Origin of the sequence: Marinobacter shunpengi (genome assembly GCF_045449695.1) — a bacterium.
GTDB lineage: Bacteria > Pseudomonadota > Gammaproteobacteria > Pseudomonadales > Oleiphilaceae > Marinobacter.
The window spans coordinates 86522-102985 of the sequence record NZ_JBJJKZ010000012.1; the positions used below are offsets into that span (position 1 = coordinate 86522).

Sequence of the window (16464 nt, forward strand, 5' to 3'; positions counted from 1 at the left end):
CCTACAATGGCACCCAGCGGCTGAGTACGGTCCGCAGCTCATGCTTGCGGACCGGTTTGGACAGGTAGTCGTTCATCCCCGCTTCCCGACAGGCGTTCTCGGTACCGGGCAGCGCGTCGGCGGTCAGGGCGATGATCGGAGTCTGGCGACGGCGTTCACGGCTTTCCCAGTCACGTATCGCCTGAGTGGCGGAGAAGCCGTCCATCACCGGCATGTGGCAGTCCATCAGTATTACGGTGTATCGGCCTTCCTGATCGGTCACCGACTGCACCGCTTCGTGGCCGTTGCTTACTGCTTCGGCTTCAAACCCGAGACGGTCCAGCAAGGTCCTGGCGACCCGCTGATTGACGGGGTTGTCCTCCACCACAAGGGCCCGGGGAGCACGACGGGATTTACGCTCCTCTGGTGAACGGGGGGCAGGGCCGGCTTCCGTCAGTGGATCGTCCGGCTGGATGGGGAAGGCCGGGGGGAGTTCGAACGGCACTTCGAAACGGAAGTTGGATCCCTCGCCTTTATGACTGCTCAGGCCGACGTGCCCGCCCATCAGTTCCACCAGTTTCTGGACCAGTGACAGCCCGATGCCGGTGCCTCCTGAATGCCTGGAGATCGACGTGTCCACCTGCTCAAAGCTGTTGAACACCATGGCCAGGTGCTCGGCGGGAATGCCATCACCACTGTCCTGGACTTCGCAACTGATAAACACACAATCATCCGCCTCCTGGTGCCAGTCCAGTGTCACCAGTACCTGACCGTCATTGGAAAACTTGATGGCGTTATCCAGCAGGCTAGCCAGTACCTGGCGGTAACGCACGGCATCGCCGGCGACCTCCGGGGAGTCCGGCCAGGGACCGGTCATTCGGAACGCCAGTGACAGCCCCCGTTCCTCGGCGGTATGGCGGAAGCTCGCCAGGCAGTTTTCGGCCAGCTCCCGGAGATTGAACGGCCGGTTCTCCAGTAGCAGTTTGCCCTGATCCAGCCGGGACACATCGAGGATGTCATTGATCAGTGTCAGCAGATCCTCCGTCGACCGCCGGGCGGTCTGCAGGTAGTCTGCCTGGCGTTCGGACATCGATTCCTCGGATACCAGGTCCACCATGGCCAGCACCCCATTGAGGGGAGTGCGCAGTTCATGGCTCATAACCGCCAGGAACTCGGACTTGGCCTGGCTCGCGGCTTCAGCCTTCTCCCGGGCACCTTCGGACAGGGCCAGGGTATGGTCACGGGATTCCTGCAGGTGTTCGAGATTACGGGCGAGCTGGTTCAGGTTTTCTTCCAGTTCGGCAATCTCCGCCACCTTGGCGCGAACGGGACGGGTTTCCCGGTATTCGCGCTGTGTCATGTTGAGCACACGCTCCGCCAGGGCTCTTATCGGGTCCAGCAGGGTTGCCGACATGCGGTTTACCAGTAGCAGTGTGAACACCAGCAGCGAGACTCCCACCACACCTGACGTCAGCAGGATATGGGTCCGGCGTTCCGCCAGTTGCTGTTCGCTGACCGCCACCTCTACGGAGCCGACCCGCACAGCGCCGCCGGACAGACGGAAGTCGGGTTCAAACCACTCGGCACCGCTGTCGCTACCGAGATCCACGGGATGCTGGAGGATATCAGCGCTGAAACGACGAACCCCCGGCCGTTCCTGGTCTTCCCCGGGCCATTGTTCGATGCCGTCACGGCCGACAAACCCCAGTTCCGTTCCCACAATATCGGTCACCCGGATCCATTCCAGGCTGGTCCCGCTTATGGATTCCACAAGGATCCTGTCGAGAACTTCCCGGTTGCCGGATACCACCGAATATTCCAGTGCCGGCGCCATGTTATCCGCCAGTTTCTGGGTGGAGTCGAACAGATCCTGGCGCGCGTCGGAAAGCCGGGCATTGGTGAAGAACACCATCAGCCCGACAAACATCAGGATGGCGGGAATGGCGCCCAGCAGTAACAGCTGGGTGCCCAGGCTGCGTTTCGTGGAGGACTCTTTCATGGTGCCCCCTCCGGCGACGATGTCTGTTCAAGCATTCGCTTAACGTCTTCAACGATATGCTGACGGTCCGGCAAGGGAATATTCAGCGACCGAGCCACCTGCCGATTGATTTCGATACTGAATGTCTCTGGATAGGCCGGGGAGGGCAGTGACCCTGTTCTCTGCCACTCACGGATGTAATCGGCGGCAGCCCCGGTATAGTCGGACAGTGGCACATAGGATGAGGCCAGCACACCAGCCCTGACGAAAGCATGGCCAGGCCCGATAACGAGGCGATTACGGCGATAGGTCGTCAGGAGTATGTGCTTGATGGTACGGGCGTTATAGATGGCCTCATCCGGAGTGGCCAGGAGGAAGTCGCCAAAGCTCAGGGCCCGGTTGAGGGCCGGTATCAGGGCATCCTCGCCGCTGACCATGAACACCCTGGCTTCAATGCCGTAATCGGCCAGTTGCCCGATCAGTGTATCGTACTGGTTGGCCTCTTCCCGGCGGGCCAGTAGTGCCATGCGTGACGCCTGGGGCAGGATAACCTTGCCGATCAGCGCCTGGCGCAGCAACGGGGGGTCGTAATAGATCGCCGAAAAAGATGTGGGCAGGTCCGATGACACGTCCTCGAGGAACGGCTTCCCCACAAGCAACGCCAGTATCGCCCGGTGGGTGCCCTGTTCCAGAACCTGGTTCAGGGCCTCCTGGCCCAGGGTAACAACGGGCCCGGGCGGGCCCTGGAAATTGCCCATGGAACCGAACGACCGGATTTCAGTGTCTTCTCCCAGTTGTTCCTGCAGGAGTTCTGTGAACCGAAGGTTAAACGTCGGGTTCGCGGATCCCTGGATGTAGACAACATCGGCGCGTAACGGCAAGCAGAAAAACAGCAACAGGGCAAGGAGGACACCTTTCGGCAACCGGTGCCGGCCTGACCCATGGCCTGTTCGTCTGAAACGGGAGAAACTACTGCCCATACCCACCCTGGTTATCGTCAGTTACCTGCCAGACAAGCGGTGTCAGAAATGCACACCTGCTTCCAGGAAGAACTGATTGCGATCCTTGTAATTGTTGTCGCGACTCAAGACAGGGTTGTCGTTGAGATAATGCTGCATAATCAAAGCGACATCGTAACTAAGGTTAGTTCCGTGGACGGTTTTTGCCAGCCGGAAATCCGCCCGTTGGTAGGGGCCGGAACGGAATTCGTCAGCCACATACCAAGCCACGGCCGTGTTCCAGTCTCCCGGATAACGCTGGATCCAGGACAGGCTGCCGGAGTGGCGGACAGACAATCGGCCTTCCAGAGCCACAATATCCTGCTGCTCATCCACCGGCACCCCATCGTTGGCGGTGTACTCACTGTCCTGGTCGAGGTAGCCATAACTCAGGCGCAGGCGGGTGTTGCCAAGGTCCAGGGCGGTTTCCAGCTCGATACCCTGCTGGTCAATGGCCACCCGGTTACCCAGGTCGAAATCGTCCACACTGATCACCCCGGCCACCAGGTCCCTCAGTTCGTCATAGAAATAGCGCACCTCGGTGGAGAGGATGCCCTGGCCAAGCCGGAACTGACCATAGTAGCTGATTTCCCGGCTGGTGATCCGTTCTTCCTCCAGATCTCCGCCGGCCCGGTTGTAGAAATCCGAGAAGTCCACGGGCCACTGTGCATCGAATTCCGCGTCAACCCGTTCGCCCTCAAGCCAGGTATAGGCCGCCGGACTGACATCCTGCGGGGTGTAGGCCCAGTCGGCCCGTTGTTCCAGGGCGTCAGGTGTACGTACCGCCCGGGAATAGACCAGGCGCACGGTCTGGTTTTCCGTCAGGTGGAAGTTCGCGGCCAGCCTGGGTGACAGGAAGTTGTCGTCCAGCAGCGACGTGTGTTCCCAGTTGGCGCCGGCGTTGAGGGTCAGCCAGTGGATGGGGGTGTACTCAAGGTTGCCGAAAATCCGGGACTGGTAGATGCTGCCACTCCCGTTGAAAAAGGTTTCAGACTCGTAGCCGTCGTCCCGGTAGCTAAGACCACTCACCAGGCGAAGATCCGGGTTCAGGGACCAGGTGTCCTGCAGCTCGAACTCCAGCCGCTGTTGCTGGAAATCCTCATTGAACCGGGCACAGACCGATGGTTGCCCCGCCACGATCGGAACGCAACTGACCCAGTTCTTGTGCCGGTCATAACTCTGGAAACTGGTCTGGAATTCCACCAGGTGACGCTCAAAACCGGTATAGTCGTAACTCGCCTGCAGATAATAGTCCCGGACGTCTTCGTCGGGCTCTGGATCGTCCTGGACAAAAAAGTCTTCTCCCATCTTCAGGGGATCATCCTGATCGACACCGTCGGTGACTCCCGCCCGCAGTTCCAGGGAATGGCCGGGCGATGGGTGAACAATGCCGTCGTAATAGAACTGATTGAACTCGAAACCGTCCCGGATCGGCACTTCCCGGAAGTTATCGGTGCTATCAAGCTGGTAGTCGAAACCGTCGGATTCACGATGCTGCCAGGCGACGCGCCAACTGTAGTCGTCGTGGTTGCGTCCATGGTAGGCGGTGTAGTTCCTTATACCCAGGTCGCCACCCAGGGCATGAAAGGCGGTACCCGCCGTATTCTCCGGCGACAGGGTGATGATGTTGATGGATGCCAGGAAGGCGTTGTTACCATAGGCTGCAGAATTCGGCCCACGGCTGACCTCGATGCGGTCGATCAGTTCCATGGGCACCGGCATGGCGTTCCAGTCCACATCCGCCAGGCTGGGCTGGTATGCAGTGCGACCGTCTATCAACACCTGCAGGCGCCGTTGTTCATAGGCGACGGTGCCGTGGTAGCTGACAACGGGCTGATTGCTGCCGACGGCCGCCACGGTCATCCCCGGTACCAGGCGAAAAACATCCGCCAGGGCCGTGAACCCCAGGTCGCGTATGGTTTCGCCGGAAATAACCGTGGTGGTGCCGGGCACCCGGGCCTTCGGCTGCCTCAGTCTCGCGGTGGTGAGCACTTCGGGTACGCTGTAGCTATCCTCGCTGGCGACCCCGGCATCATCCCCAAGGCCCAGCCAGGTAGCAGGTACGGACGGGGCATCGGCGTGGGAAACAGGTGGTAGGCAGAAAACCACCATCATGGTCGCTATCGACAGCCTGGGAACGGATACTTCTAAACCACGTATTGTTGTCATGTTGCCAAAGGCCTTCCCGTGTCGGACTGGAGCGAAGGGCAGGACAGGCGGCGTCCGCACTCAGGACGTTTATCCACGATATTGTTTTCAGATTAGTCCAGGAATTGGCATCATAACGAATACGGATGCCATTGACACGCACGAAACATGGCGCACCAATGGTGCGACTCTGCGATAACCAGCAACAGTTTTCAAGGTTAGCTGGCATACACTCTGGTAAAGTTATCAATGTTTTACAATGCAGGCCCTCACGCCTGACACCAGGAGACACCTGATACATGAATTGTTGGGAAATACTCGGTATCGAACCAACCCGGGACAGTACCCGGATTCGCGATGCCTATGAGCGGCAGAGCAAATTCGCCGAAGGCGACGAAGCCCAACAGCTTCGCCAGGCTTACCAACAGGCGATGGGGGAGGCCGGCCACGCCGACGCGCCGGAACCGGCCCGCGAGCCGGCGGAAACAGCCGTCCCCCGCGAACAGCCGTCAGCTAACCCTTCTTCCTGGCAGGCGGACGCCCATAGTGGCCCGCTGTCCGCAACCGACAGGCAGGTTGTGCGGGAGGTGGTGATTCAGGTGAATGCCATGCTCAACGACAGTGGCCGACTGAACGATGTGGCGATCTGGCGGGCCATACTGACCGAGCCACCCGCAGATCAGGATGCGATCCGTGCGGCCATAGGTGAGGAACTTGAGCCCCGCTTACGCCCCCTGGCCGAGGAGGCCAGGCTGGCAGCGCCCGTAGCCCGTTTCCTCGGTGACTGGTTCGGGTGGTACGGAATGACCGATGCCCTGGAACGCGAGGGCCAGGAGGATGAACTGACCCTGGACGATGCCGGTCGCTATCAGGGTATGAACTTCCCCGATTCCGATGATGCGAAAGGCGAGGGGGAACAACATCAGCGTCCCCAGATGACCAACTTCTGGCCGGCGGTGATCGGCTGGATTGTGGGCATCGTTATACTGACCAGCCTCTTTGGCGCCCTGACCGGCGGAGGCGGCTGATCCCGCCGCGCTATGTCTCCTGCCCGGCGTCGATCAGGCGCCGGTAACGCTGGGCCAGCATGGCCCCGACGATCACCTGAATCTGGTTGTAGCACATGATCGGCAGCACAATCATGCCGAATCCCGGATGGCCAGAGAACAGCACTTTGGCCATGGGCAGGCCCGATGCGAGACTCTTCTTCGACCCGCAGAACACCACGGCAGCCTCGTCCTCCAGGCTGAAGCCGAATCGCCTGACCAGCAGGTGAGCCACCACCATGAAGAAGGCCAGCAGGGCAAAGCACAGCACGACGGTCAGCACAATGGCGTTCAGCGGTAGCTGTACCCAGAGGCCGCTGACCACCGAGTGGGAAAACGCGGAGTAGACGATCAGCCAGATCACACACTGGTCATAACGGGATGCCAGGTTCTCGTGACGCGCCAGGAACCCGCCCAGCCAGGGCCTCAGGGCATGACCCACCGCAAATGGCAGCAGTAGCTGCAGCACGATATCCTTCAGTGCTTCCAATACCGAGAAGTCGCCACTGCCAGAGGTGCTCACCAGCAATATCAGCAGGAACGGCGTGAGCATCATGCCGAAAACGTTGGAGGCGGCGGCACTGCATATGGCTGCGGGCACATTGCCCCGCGCCATGGCGGTATAGGCAATGGACGACGATACCGCCGAGGGCAATACGCCAAGGTAGAGGAACCCCAGGCCCAGGTCCTCCGGCATCCATTGGGGCGCGACGCTGCTCAGCCCGTTGATGGGCAACACCATCAGGGGGAAGAACACGAAGGTGAGAGCGGTGATCACGATATGAAGCCGCCAGTGGGTGGCCCCGTCCAGGATCTGCTGACGGGAGAGGGCCGCACCGTGCAGGAAAAACAACAGCCCCACCGCGACGGTGCCCACCACGGACAGAACGTCCGCCAGATCGCCACGAACCGGCAGGAAGCTCGCCAGAACAATGGCACCCAGCAACAACAGGGTGAACGGGTCGAGCCTTAATCTCATGGGGAATTGCTCCCTTCCAGGGCCGCCAGGCTGGGAGCAAGCAGCGCCCTGGCCAGGGTCACCGCCCGCTCTGGGTTCTGTTGTCGGATGGCTGCCAGCAGCAGTTCATGGTCCTCCTGTGAGGGCTCCGGAAGGTCGGCATCCTGTTCCGTGCGTTCAATGGTTTCGGTCACCGACTGGGCAAAATAGCGGTACATCTCCAGCAGGGCAGGGTTGTGGGCCGCCTCCACCACTGCGTGGTGGAACTTCTCGTCATGGGTGACACGTTCAGCCAGATTGTTCCCGGCCCGGGCCCGCTGGTCCAGGGCGTCGGTCATTCGTTGCAGATCCCCGGAGGTACGCCTGCCAGCGGCAAGGCCGGCCGCTTCCGCCTCCAGCATGATGCGAACTTCCAGTTGATCCCTGAGCCGTGACCGGCCTGCCCGGCGCAGGGCCTCGCCAGGATCCCGGATCGACCGCACATAGGTCCCGTCCCCCTGGCGGGTTTCCAGCATGCCCACATGCACCAGGACCCGCACCGCTTCACGGACCGTATTCCTGCTCACGCCCAGGGCTTCCGACAGTGAAGCCTCCACCGGCAATCGCTCGCCGATTCGCCAGTGCTCTTTTTGTATTGCATCCCGGAGACTCTCGATAGCGGTGTCGACCAGGGAGCCGCGCCGGATACGGGTGAGTTCTGCCATGGCATTAACATCCTTAGGTTGGTCGTCCAATCATCCTATGTTTGCATGTTTCGTTCAAGTGAAATCCCGCCTCCGGCAGGTTCGATCCGTCGGAGAAGCGACTACACTGGAAAGAGAACAACGCCATCCATAGCAGCAAGATGAGAGGACTCCATGGAACAAGGCATCCATACCCTGTCGGAACTGTTCAAGCAGCTTGGTCTGCCGGACGACAGCAACTCAATCGAGGAATTTATTGCCACTCATCGCCCCATACCAGACAACACCCGCCTTTCGGATGCCGGCTTCTGGAATGAAGGCCAGCGACGCTTCCTGACCGAGGAACTGGAGGAGGATGCCGACTGGGCGGAGCTGGTGGATACCCTGAACAACCGACTTCGTTAGTCGGTAAAAATGTTGATGGATCACTACGTGTCTAGAAGGGAATTCGCCCGATCAGGATGTCCCGGAACATCACCCAGTCGCCCATCAGGCTGTATAGCGGGTACTTGAAGGTGGCGGGGCGATTCTTCTCAAAGAAGAAATGGCCCACCCAGGCGAAGCCGTAACCGATAACCGGAATGGCCAGCAGCCACCACCAGGCTCCGGTCAGCAGTACCGATGCAAGTACGGCCAGGACCAGCAGACTACCAACAAAATGCAGGCGCCGGCAGTTCCTGTCCCGGTGTTCGTCCAGGTAATAGGGGTAGAATTCAGAGAATGACTGGAATGGCTGATCGGACATGGCGACCTCCAACAGACGTTTTTTCTTGTGGTTCTGTCAATCAGTCTAATGGAGTCCCTTAATGGGGCTCAAGGAAAACCGCGCGGGAATACTGCCCCTCTGTTTGGCGCCTTGGGAGCATGCCGGTCGGATCAGAGGTTCAGTAACGCAGCAGGACCGAACCCCAGGTAAAGCCGCCCCCGAACGCTTCCAGCATCAGTACCTGATTCTTCCTTATCCGTCCGTCCCGGACCGCTACGTCCAGGGCCAGGGGGATAGAGGCGGCGGAGGTGTTGCCATGCCTGTCCACCGTGACCACCACCTGGTCCATGGGCAGGTTCAGCTTTTTGGCCGCTGCCGAGATAATGCGGAGATTGGCCTGGTGGGGCACCAGCCAGTCGATTTCGGACTTGTCCATACCGGTCTCGGCCAGGGTCTCGTCGACAATCCGCCCCAGGGTGTTGACCGCCATCTTGAACACTTCATTGCCCTTCATCTCAATGAAGGCATTGCCGGCCTTGACCTGCTCGTAGTTGGAAGAAATGCCGCAGGGAACATGCAGCAGGTCTTCATAGCGACCGTCTGCGTGGATCTTGGCGGAAATGATGCCGGTTTCCTCACTGGCTTCCAGGATCACCGCGCCGGCGCCATCGCCAAAGAGCACGCAGGTGCCCCGATCTTCCCAGTTGACGATCCTGGAGAAGACTTCTGACCCCACCACCAGCACCTTCTTGCTGGCACCGGTGCGGATGAACTTTTCCGCTGTGGACAGGGCATAGACAAAGCCACTGCACACTGCCTGGATATCGAAGGCCGGACAACCCTGGGCGCCGAGACGGGCCTGCAGGATACAGGCGGAACTGGGGAAGATCTTGTCCGGCGTGGACGTGGCAAAGACGATAAGGTCGATGTCGTCGGCGGCAACACCTGCCGCCTCCATGGCCCGCAGTGATGCCTGTTCAGCCAGATCCACCGCGGTCTGTCCTTCGGCGGCCACATGCCTTTGTGCAATCCCGGTCCGCTCCCGGATCCACTGGTCGGTGGTGTCGACCATGGATTCCATGTCCTTGTTGGTTAAGACCTTTTCCGGCAGATAGGATCCTGTACCGGTAATTCTGGCGTATGGCATGCGTTGTGTTTCCCGGGATTGCAAAATTATGTAAGCAAGGAAGTGTATGGCAGCATCCTACACTGTATCAACGACTCATGGTTATTAGCGATTTGTCAAAGAGCCCGAAAAGTCATCCCCATGTCATCAAACTGTGAGTCAGAACATGGACGACAGGCAACTTGACCGGCCCGGGGCCGCAGTCCTTTACTGGAAGCACCGCCGGCCTGAGGGCCCTCTCTGGATTCCATCTGAGGAGGAGTCGTTCCCATGAGCAGATACGATCCTTTCCCTTCACGTTTAAAAGATTCCGATGAACGGATCAATCCCTTCGTCCGTATCGATCCGGTCGTTCATGCCCGAAACGAGTTCCGCTGGCACGGCCCGTTGGATGAGGTCGCCCTGTCGCGGTACGAACGGGATGGTTTCCTCTGGTTCGAGGGATTCTTCAACCAGGAACGGATGGCGCCGTTCTTTACCGAACTGCGCGAAATGGCCCAGGACAGCGAATTAATGGCCTCGGACCAGGTGATCCAGGACCCGGCCAGTGGAGACATCCGTTCGGTCTTCGCCATGCACCAGCTCTCCGAACACTTCAGTCGCCTCACCAGGGACCCCCGTATCCTGGGCATGGTAAGGCAGTTGCTGGGTAGCGAGGTCTACATCCACCAGTCCAGGATCAACGACAAGTTCGGCTTCGAGGGCAGCGGTTTCAACTGGCACTCGGATTTCGAGACCTGGCACAGCGAGGATGGCATGCCCAGGATGCGGGCGGTCAGCGCTTCGCTGATGTTGACGGACAATAACGAATTCAACGGACCGCTGATGCTGATCCCGGGCTCCCATCACTACTTCGTTCCCTGTTTCGGGGAGACCCCGGACCTCAACTGGAAGGATTCCCTGAAGACGCAGCGGCTCGGGGTTCCGGACCAGGACGCGCTGGCGATGCTGGCCAATCGGGGCGGCATCCAGGCTCCCAAGGGGCCCGCAGGCTCGCTGTTGCTGTTCGAGTGCAACACCCTGCACGCCTCGAACAAGAACATGTCTCCCTGGCCCCGGTCCAACCTGTTCTTTGTCTACAACAGCGTCGACAACACCCTGGAATCGCCCTATGCCGCAAAATCCCAGCGCCCTGAGTTCCTGGCCACTCGGGAGAATACCGACCCGCTGACCATGTACGACGATTTTCCGGAACTGGCCAATCAGGGCGTGGAACCACTCCGGTTCCGGGGTAGCTGATCGACCTGGAAGGAGGCAAATCCGATAGGCGATCACTCCCGGCTTTGCTATCGTTTTCACTCAGGCTAACGACCGAACACCACCAGCGATCAGAGGTGCTTCAACATGAGCAAAATCGCGATTCCGGAAACCATGAAGGCGATGGTGCTAACGGGCCATGGTGATGTGGACAAGCTGGAGTATCGTGACGACATGCCAACGCCCGAGCCGGGTTCCGGCCAGGTCCTGGTAAAGGTAACGGCGACCGCCAAGAACAACACTGACCGCAAGGCCCGGGAGGGCCTGTACCCGACAAAGGAAAAGGGCGATGTCACCTCCTTCGCCATGGGCGGGGAACCCACGCTGACGTTTCCCCGCATTCAGGGCGCGGACATTGTCGGCCGGGTCGTCGCAGTGGGTGAGGGCGTGGATGAGACCCGTATTGGCGAACGGGGCCTGCTGGATTTCAACATCTACGCCGACGAACGCCGGGACATCAACCTGACACCGGACTACTACGGCCATGGCGCCGACGGCGGTTTCGCGGAATATGTAGCAGTGCCGTCCGATCAGTTCCACCACATACCCAACCCGGACCTGGCCGATGCCGAACTGGCGGCCATGGGCATGTGTTCCTATCAGACCGCCTATCACATGATGACCTCCGCCCGTATCAAGCCGGGGGAACGGATACTGGTCACCGGGGCCAGTGGTGGCGTGGGCACCGCGCTGATCCAGCTCTGCCGGATTGTCGGGGCCATTCCCTACGCCCTGAGCCAGCAGAGCAAGGCCGATGCCCTGAAAGCCCTGGGGGCCGAGGCCGTACTGGACCGCTCCGACATGGAGCGGTTCGAGGACCGGGTCAGGGCGGTTACCGGCGGCTCTCCCGTTGACGCGGTTATGGATCTGGCCGGCGGTGAGATGACGGATCGTTTTATCGACACGATGATCTTCGACATGAACGCACGAAAGGACTACCCGAGACTCAGCATCGCGGGTGCCAGCGCCGGCAATCTCTCGGAGATCATGTGGACACGCATCTACCTGTACCAGGTGCAGATATTCGGCGTGTCCCATGGTACCCGGGAGGAGGCGGAGCAGTTGGTGGAGTGGATCCGGGGAGGCCAGCTCAAACCGGTGCTCCATGCAGCCTTCAAGCTATCGGAGCTGCACGAAGCGGAGCGTTACTTCGTCAATCGTGGCAGTGGTTACCTGGGTAAGATCGTGATCGTGCCAGACTCGGAGTGGGACGAGCATGGGCAGACGTTCGGACTCAACGCCTGAAATCATGCCCTGAGTGGACTACATGGCGGATACAGACATGACCTCAACTGACACAACGACATTCCAGGTAAAACTGCTCCGACCGGCCAAGCCCGGCGATGACGACTCCTGGGCGTTCGTCATCCTTCCCAAAGAGGCCAGTGATGGTCTCCCCAGGCGAGGCAGAACTACGGTTGCAGGTGCTCTCAACGGCCACCGGTTCCAGGAAACCCTGGAACCGGATGGCCAACTGAGCCACTGGCTCCGGGTCAGCCGGGAACTAAGGGACACGGCAGGCGTGGACGTTGGCGATACGGTCACGCTGGAAATCCGCCCTGTGGAACAGGAGCCGGAGCCCGAGGTGCCACCGGATCTTGCGGAAGCACTCGCGGCTGCACCGGAGGCTCGCCAGGTATGGGATGGCACCACGACCATCGCTCGACTGGACTGGATTCACTGGGTTGTCTCTGCCAAGCAGGCCAAGACCCGGGCAAAGCGAATCCGCGATGCCTGTGACATGCTGGCTGAAGGCAAGAAGCGGGTATGCTGCTTCGATCCGTCCGGATTCTACAGCAAGGCCTTACGTGCGCCTGACGCGGCGGATTGATCCAAAGGCGTTCGCAGCATCAGCCAGGCGGGCCTTTTTAAGGTAATATAGCAACAAGATCATCTATGTCATTTTGACTGAACACTTTTATACCGTTCTCCCGGAGCAGGGCAGTTGTGCATCCAACCCCGGGAATTTGCGTACCGGTAAAGCTCCCGTCATAGATAACATTGCTGCCGCAGGAAGGGCTTTTTTCCGCCAGGATCGCAAATTCAATCTGCTCCGCCTGACAGTGTGCCAGCGCCAGTCGAGCGCCTGCCAGGAAATGCTCGGTCAGATCATGCCGATCGGTATCAATGATTCTGGCGTGGCCAGACAACACCGCCCGACCATCACCGTTAATGATCTCCGCTGGAGCTCGTGGGATGGGCAGGCCTGAGGCCACTTCGGGACAGAAAGGGATCAGTTGGTGGATATCCAGCAGCACCCGGAATCGCGGATCTCGGACCGCCAGATCACCACCGTCATAGCGGACTTCATGCCCAAGGAGGCAGGCACTTACCAGGATCTTTGCCATAACTGTCCCTCCAACCTTCGGGCCATAAACCAAGTAGAAAGTCTGCAGAGATGCGAGCCAGAATTCAACGATCCCGTGGCCAGAGACGCCCATTAACAGACCATAGTCGTCTGGCGCGAGGGCCAGACTTTTGCAGACCTACCATCTTTGCTTATGCTGACTGGTATCGTCTAGCGGTGACACCATGCAGCCTCATTAATAAACTCTGAAACGACATTGCCACTTCACTCCAAATCGAGAATGCCGAGATAACATTATGAAAGTAATCATCATTGGTGCTGGTATCATGGGAACCACCTTTGCCACTTTGGCGAAAGAGCTTGCGCCAGAGCTGGACATCACCATTCTGGAAAGACTGGATGGCCCCGGGGCGGGCAATTCCTGGGTTTTCAATAATGCCGGCACGGGTCACGAAGCAAACTGTGAGCTCAACTACACCCCCGTGGATGAAGAGGTCATTTCGGTAGAAAAGGCCCTGAAGATCCATGCCCAGTTCAATATTGCCAAGCAGTTCTGGGCGTATCTGGTCAGACAGGGCGCCATCAAGGATCCAAAGACATTCATCAATCAGACCAGGCACTGCACCATTGTGTCCGAACCGTCGATTGAGGAACTGAAGCTGCGCTTTAATGAAATGTCCGCTCACCATTTCTTCGAGCAGATGCGCTTCTCCGAGGATTTTGACGAAATCCAGAGCTGGATTCCGTTCCTGATGGAAGGCAGGCCACGTCACGAGAAAATGGCCGCAACCGTCATTGAAACAGGTACGGATGTGAATTTCGGCAAGCTTACCGGGCACCTGGCCACGTACGCCGAAAGTCTGGGCGTCAGTATAGAGTACGGCACCCATGTAAAACGTGTCCATCGCAGCCCGGCCGGAAGCTGGCTGATCGAAGCCGAGAAGAATGGAGAAGCCACCCGGCACAAGGCCGATAGCCTGTTCGTGGGTGCGGGCGGGGGCGCTTTTCCGCTCCTGAAAAAGAGCCATCTCCCGTTCAGCCGCCGGTTCACCGGATTCCCCGTGGGCGGTCGTTTCCTGAAGGCGGCCATTACGCCGGAGCAGGCGGCGCAGTATCGCGCCAAGACCTACGGCAAGGCAAAAGTGGGTGCTCCGCCCATGTCCGTACCCCACCTGGATCTACGTGTGTCGGACGGTCAGCATTATCTGCTGTTCGGACCCTTTGCATCGTTCAAACCGGTCCTTGAGAAAGGCCGCGGTTTCTTCGATTACCTTCGTGCCATGCGCCTGCATGATATTCCCGGGTTGCTCAATGTCACCCTCGAACACTTCCCTCTGGTCAAGTACCTGGTGTCAGAGACGTTCACGGGTGAAAAAAGCATGCTCAGGCAGTTGGATGAGTTCGCTCCGGGAATGAGCAGCAAGTTCAACTGGAAGGTCATGGACGCCGGGCAGCGCGTGCAGATCATCAAGGACGGTGACCTGCAGATGGGCACGGAAATCCTCGTGTCCGATGACAAAACCTACGGGACCCTGCTGGGGGCATCGCCGGGGGCGTCGGTTTCGCCGGAGGTGATGCTACGCGCCGTGGAGCAAATGCTCCCATCCCTATTCTCGAAAGAACACGCCCAGGAAAAGCTGAAGGAGATGTTTCCCGAGCATGATATCGAGACATTGAGCCACAACGCAGACCGGTATCGGGAGGTTCGGGATGCCGCTAATAGCACTCTCGGGATCAAGAAATCCATGGAGTAAAGGCTGTAAACCAGATTGTGTGACTGCCCAACTCTAGCAGCTGCGCCTGAAACCAGTTCAGCAGGAACATATCGGCGGTTTACGCCGCTCGTTACGACACATGAGCCCACAGGAATCAAATGCGTACCTCGGGCTCCATTTGGTAGGCCTGATGAAGCAAGTCATTGAATCTGGCTGAAATCGGTAATGTCACTTTACCAATCCCGCTGACAGGAACACCCGGGGTCCAGGAGTTCATAACGACTCCACCTGATAACCCCTGAACCGTTTCCAATGTCAGAGGTTCCCCCCTTTGAGGGATGTTAAGTGCTTCCAATTGCCGCTTGACGATCTGCATCGTGATCCCATCGAGCAGTTCGGCCTGGGGCCATATAACGGTCTGACCGTCCCAGAAAGCCAGATTCCAGATGGTTGCTTCGCTGACGTGGCCATGTCTGTCCAGATAGGCCGCATCATCAAAGCCTTTCTCGACGGCTTTCCGGAGATAGTAGGTTTTCGTCGCTTCGCCGACGTGCTTGATAGTTGGTAAAGGGCGCTCATGTGTAACAGCATCCAGCCACAGAGGTCCGACAGGACCATTGGCGGCCGGCGCAGTGCGAACAAGTATTGCTGGATCGTTTGATGCACCTACCGGAGTAAATTCACCACGACGTGAGAAAACGGTTGCAGTCAGCGATAGGTCGGTTGGCCCGCCCTCAACGGCTGAGCGAAGAAAGGCTCTTATGTCATCATCGGAATGTGCCTGCCCAAACATTTCCACCGACGCCGAACTCAGGCGTTGCAGATGAAGATCCAGCCCCCGCACCGCCCCGTTACGAACCTGCATAGCGGTAAAATGCGCAAACCCCGAAAAGGCGAGGGGAGGCAGGTCTGACATTAACGCTTCGCGCCCATCAATCATTGTCTTGAATGGTGTTGTCTTCGACATCTCTGTGCTCCTCATAGTTGACCTGGTGAAACCGGTACGAAGACCCTAAACTATGACAGCGGTGTCAGGGTCAAGAGGTATTCATGAAGATTGGAGCGTTAGCGCAGCAAACAGGTGTCAGTGTCCGCATGCTACGGTATTACGAAGCCGAGGGATTGCTGACACCTGCCAGGACAAGTAGCGGGTATCGGGACTATGGCTCGGCTGATCGGGACACGGTAGAGCGCATCAAAATGCTGGGGGCATCCGGAATGACATTGCCCGTGATCCAGCAATTTCTTCCCTGTGCGCTTGATACGCGGGGGGAGTTTGAACCCTGCGATGAATTGACTGACATTCTGGACCAGCAGATGGAGCTTGTGGCTGACAGAATCCAGCACCTTCGGGAAAGTCATGCTTTGCTTTGTGAATTGCGGGCGAAGGTCGATACCAGAGCCCGCAATTACTAGATCAGTCCCGCAACGAACCCGGTCCCGCGATCATCGCATCCACAGCACAGCGGCCCATTCGGAGGCTAAACCAGAGGTGGATTCACACGGGCAAAACCCTCCTGGGGAGGTTCGGGATGCCGCCAATAGCACTCTCGGGATAAAGA

General features: G+C 58.8%; 16 protein-coding genes. 7 read left to right on the plus strand and 9 right to left on the minus strand.

The window, feature by feature from the left end:
* Position 1: 1 nt before the first annotated feature.
* The 3 genes from ACJO2E_RS07015 to ACJO2E_RS07025 all read right to left on the minus strand — a co-directional run bounded on the left by ACJO2E_RS07015 (position 2) and on the right by ACJO2E_RS07025 (position 5124).
* Positions 2-1978: a hybrid sensor histidine kinase/response regulator gene (locus ACJO2E_RS07015; RefSeq protein WP_406963151.1), complete on the minus strand. Its 1977-nt coding sequence runs from the start codon at positions 1976-1978 to the stop codon at positions 2-4.
* Positions 1975-2853 carry an ABC transporter substrate-binding protein gene (locus ACJO2E_RS07020; protein ID WP_406963153.1) on the minus strand — a complete coding sequence of 293 codons (879 nt, stop codon included), beginning with the start codon at positions 2851-2853 and terminating at the stop codon, positions 1975-1977. Before ACJO2E_RS07020 ends, ACJO2E_RS07015 begins: the two co-directional genes overlap by 4 nt.
* A gap of 126 nt (positions 2854-2979) precedes the next feature.
* Positions 2980-5124, minus strand: coding sequence for a TonB-dependent receptor plug domain-containing protein (locus tag ACJO2E_RS07025; RefSeq protein ID WP_406963155.1), 2145 nt, complete (start codon positions 5122-5124; stop codon positions 2980-2982).
* 278 nt (positions 5125-5402) lie between these two features.
* On the opposite strand from ACJO2E_RS07025, the gene ACJO2E_RS07030 reads away from it, so the two are divergent.
* Positions 5403-6131 (plus strand): J domain-containing protein, encoded by a 729-nt coding sequence (locus tag ACJO2E_RS07030; RefSeq protein WP_406963157.1) that lies wholly within the window; start codon positions 5403-5405, stop codon positions 6129-6131.
* A gap of 10 nt (positions 6132-6141) precedes the next feature.
* Here the strand turns inward: ACJO2E_RS07030 and ACJO2E_RS07035 are convergent, their stop codons facing one another.
* Together ACJO2E_RS07035 and ACJO2E_RS07040 are read right to left on the minus strand one after the other, a co-directional pair.
* The gene (locus ACJO2E_RS07035; protein WP_406963159.1) at positions 6142-7128 is read right to left on the minus strand and encodes a bile acid:sodium symporter family protein; all 987 of its coding nucleotides are present in this window, start codon (positions 7126-7128) and stop codon (positions 6142-6144) included.
* Positions 7125-7811 (minus strand): FadR/GntR family transcriptional regulator, encoded by a 687-nt coding sequence (locus tag ACJO2E_RS07040; RefSeq protein WP_406963161.1) that lies wholly within the window; start codon positions 7809-7811, stop codon positions 7125-7127. The genes ACJO2E_RS07035 and ACJO2E_RS07040 overlap by 4 nt, the downstream gene beginning before the upstream one ends.
* 153 nt (positions 7812-7964) lie before the next feature.
* On the opposite strand from ACJO2E_RS07040, the gene ACJO2E_RS07045 reads away from it, so the two are divergent.
* Positions 7965-8195 (plus strand): DUF2789 domain-containing protein, encoded by a 231-nt coding sequence (locus ACJO2E_RS07045; protein ID WP_406963163.1) that lies wholly within the window; start codon positions 7965-7967, stop codon positions 8193-8195.
* A 31-nt stretch (positions 8196-8226) separates the two neighbouring features.
* Here the strand turns inward: ACJO2E_RS07045 and ACJO2E_RS07050 are convergent, their stop codons facing one another.
* Together ACJO2E_RS07050 and ACJO2E_RS07055 are read right to left on the minus strand one after the other, a co-directional pair.
* Positions 8227-8535 carry an Mpo1-like protein gene (locus ACJO2E_RS07050; RefSeq protein ID WP_406963164.1) on the minus strand — a complete coding sequence of 103 codons (309 nt, stop codon included), beginning with the start codon at positions 8533-8535 and terminating at the stop codon, positions 8227-8229.
* 139 nt (positions 8536-8674) lie between these two features.
* Positions 8675-9643: a beta-ketoacyl-ACP synthase III gene (locus tag ACJO2E_RS07055; RefSeq protein WP_406963166.1), complete on the minus strand. Its 969-nt coding sequence runs from the start codon at positions 9641-9643 to the stop codon at positions 8675-8677.
* 249 nt (positions 9644-9892) lie between these two features.
* Here ACJO2E_RS07055 and thpD point away from each other — a divergent pair, with 249 nt between their 5' ends.
* The 3 genes from thpD (at position 9893) to ACJO2E_RS07070 (ending at position 12710) form a co-directional block, all read left to right on the plus strand.
* On the plus strand, positions 9893-10861 hold the full coding sequence (gene thpD / locus ACJO2E_RS07060; protein WP_406963168.1) for an ectoine hydroxylase: 969 nt from the start codon (positions 9893-9895) through the stop codon (positions 10859-10861).
* Between the two features lie 105 nt (positions 10862-10966).
* A complete protein-coding gene (locus tag ACJO2E_RS07065) occupies positions 10967-12124 on the plus strand; it encodes an alcohol dehydrogenase catalytic domain-containing protein (protein ID WP_406963170.1) in 1158 nt (385 codons plus the stop codon).
* A gap of 37 nt (positions 12125-12161) precedes the next feature.
* Positions 12162-12710: a YdeI/OmpD-associated family protein gene (locus ACJO2E_RS07070; protein ID WP_406963172.1), complete on the plus strand. Its 549-nt coding sequence runs from the start codon at positions 12162-12164 to the stop codon at positions 12708-12710.
* Positions 12711-12747: 37 nt separating this feature from the next.
* Here ACJO2E_RS07070 and ACJO2E_RS07075 read toward each other — a convergent pair whose 3' ends face one another.
* Positions 12748-13227, minus strand: coding sequence for a 2-thiouracil desulfurase family protein (locus ACJO2E_RS07075; protein ID WP_406963174.1), 480 nt, complete (start codon positions 13225-13227; stop codon positions 12748-12750).
* Positions 13228-13483: 256 nt separating this feature from the next.
* Here ACJO2E_RS07075 and ACJO2E_RS07080 point away from each other — a divergent pair, with 256 nt between their 5' ends.
* A complete protein-coding gene (locus ACJO2E_RS07080; RefSeq protein WP_406963176.1) occupies positions 13484-14941 on the plus strand; it encodes a malate:quinone oxidoreductase in 1458 nt (485 codons plus the stop codon).
* Positions 14942-15056: 115 nt separating this feature from the next.
* Here the strand turns inward: ACJO2E_RS07080 and ACJO2E_RS07085 are convergent, their stop codons facing one another.
* Positions 15057-15869 (minus strand): aminotransferase class IV family protein, encoded by an 813-nt coding sequence (locus tag ACJO2E_RS07085; RefSeq protein ID WP_406963178.1) that lies wholly within the window; start codon positions 15867-15869, stop codon positions 15057-15059.
* Positions 15870-15952: 83 nt separating this feature from the next.
* Between ACJO2E_RS07085 and ACJO2E_RS07090 the strand changes: the two genes are divergently transcribed.
* On the plus strand, positions 15953-16318 hold the full coding sequence (locus ACJO2E_RS07090; RefSeq protein WP_406963180.1) for a MerR family transcriptional regulator: 366 nt from the start codon (positions 15953-15955) through the stop codon (positions 16316-16318).
* The last annotated feature ends 146 nt before the right edge of the window (positions 16319-16464 follow it).

Coding starts and splice junctions, on each gene's coding strand:
- ACJO2E_RS07055 (WP_406963166.1), bottom strand. CDS start 9,643: ATGCCATACGCCAGAATTACCGGTACAGGATCCTATCTGCCGGAAAAG.
- ACJO2E_RS07035 (WP_406963159.1), bottom strand. CDS start 7,128: ATGAGATTAAGGCTCGACCCGTTCACCCTGTTGTTGCTGGGTGCCATT.
- thpD (WP_406963168.1), top strand. CDS start 9,893: ATGAGCAGATACGATCCTTTCCCTTCACGTTTAAAAGATTCCGATGAA.
- ACJO2E_RS07070 (WP_406963172.1), top strand. CDS start 12,162: ATGACCTCAACTGACACAACGACATTCCAGGTAAAACTGCTCCGACCG.
- ACJO2E_RS07065 (WP_406963170.1), top strand. CDS start 10,967: ATGAGCAAAATCGCGATTCCGGAAACCATGAAGGCGATGGTGCTAACG.
- ACJO2E_RS07040 (WP_406963161.1), bottom strand. CDS start 7,811: ATGGCAGAACTCACCCGTATCCGGCGCGGCTCCCTGGTCGACACCGCT.
- ACJO2E_RS07030 (WP_406963157.1), top strand. CDS start 5,403: ATGAATTGTTGGGAAATACTCGGTATCGAACCAACCCGGGACAGTACC.
- ACJO2E_RS07090 (WP_406963180.1), top strand. CDS start 15,953: ATGAAGATTGGAGCGTTAGCGCAGCAAACAGGTGTCAGTGTCCGCATG.
- ACJO2E_RS07085 (WP_406963178.1), bottom strand. CDS start 15,869: ATGTCGAAGACAACACCATTCAAGACAATGATTGATGGGCGCGAAGCG.
- ACJO2E_RS07025 (WP_406963155.1), bottom strand. CDS start 5,124: ATGACAACAATACGTGGTTTAGAAGTATCCGTTCCCAGGCTGTCGATA.
- ACJO2E_RS07015 (WP_406963151.1), bottom strand. CDS start 1,978: ATGAAAGAGTCCTCCACGAAACGCAGCCTGGGCACCCAGCTGTTACTG.
- ACJO2E_RS07045 (WP_406963163.1), top strand. CDS start 7,965: ATGGAACAAGGCATCCATACCCTGTCGGAACTGTTCAAGCAGCTTGGT.
- ACJO2E_RS07080 (WP_406963176.1), top strand. CDS start 13,484: ATGAAAGTAATCATCATTGGTGCTGGTATCATGGGAACCACCTTTGCC.
- ACJO2E_RS07075 (WP_406963174.1), bottom strand. CDS start 13,227: ATGGCAAAGATCCTGGTAAGTGCCTGCCTCCTTGGGCATGAAGTCCGC.
- ACJO2E_RS07050 (WP_406963164.1), bottom strand. CDS start 8,535: ATGTCCGATCAGCCATTCCAGTCATTCTCTGAATTCTACCCCTATTAC.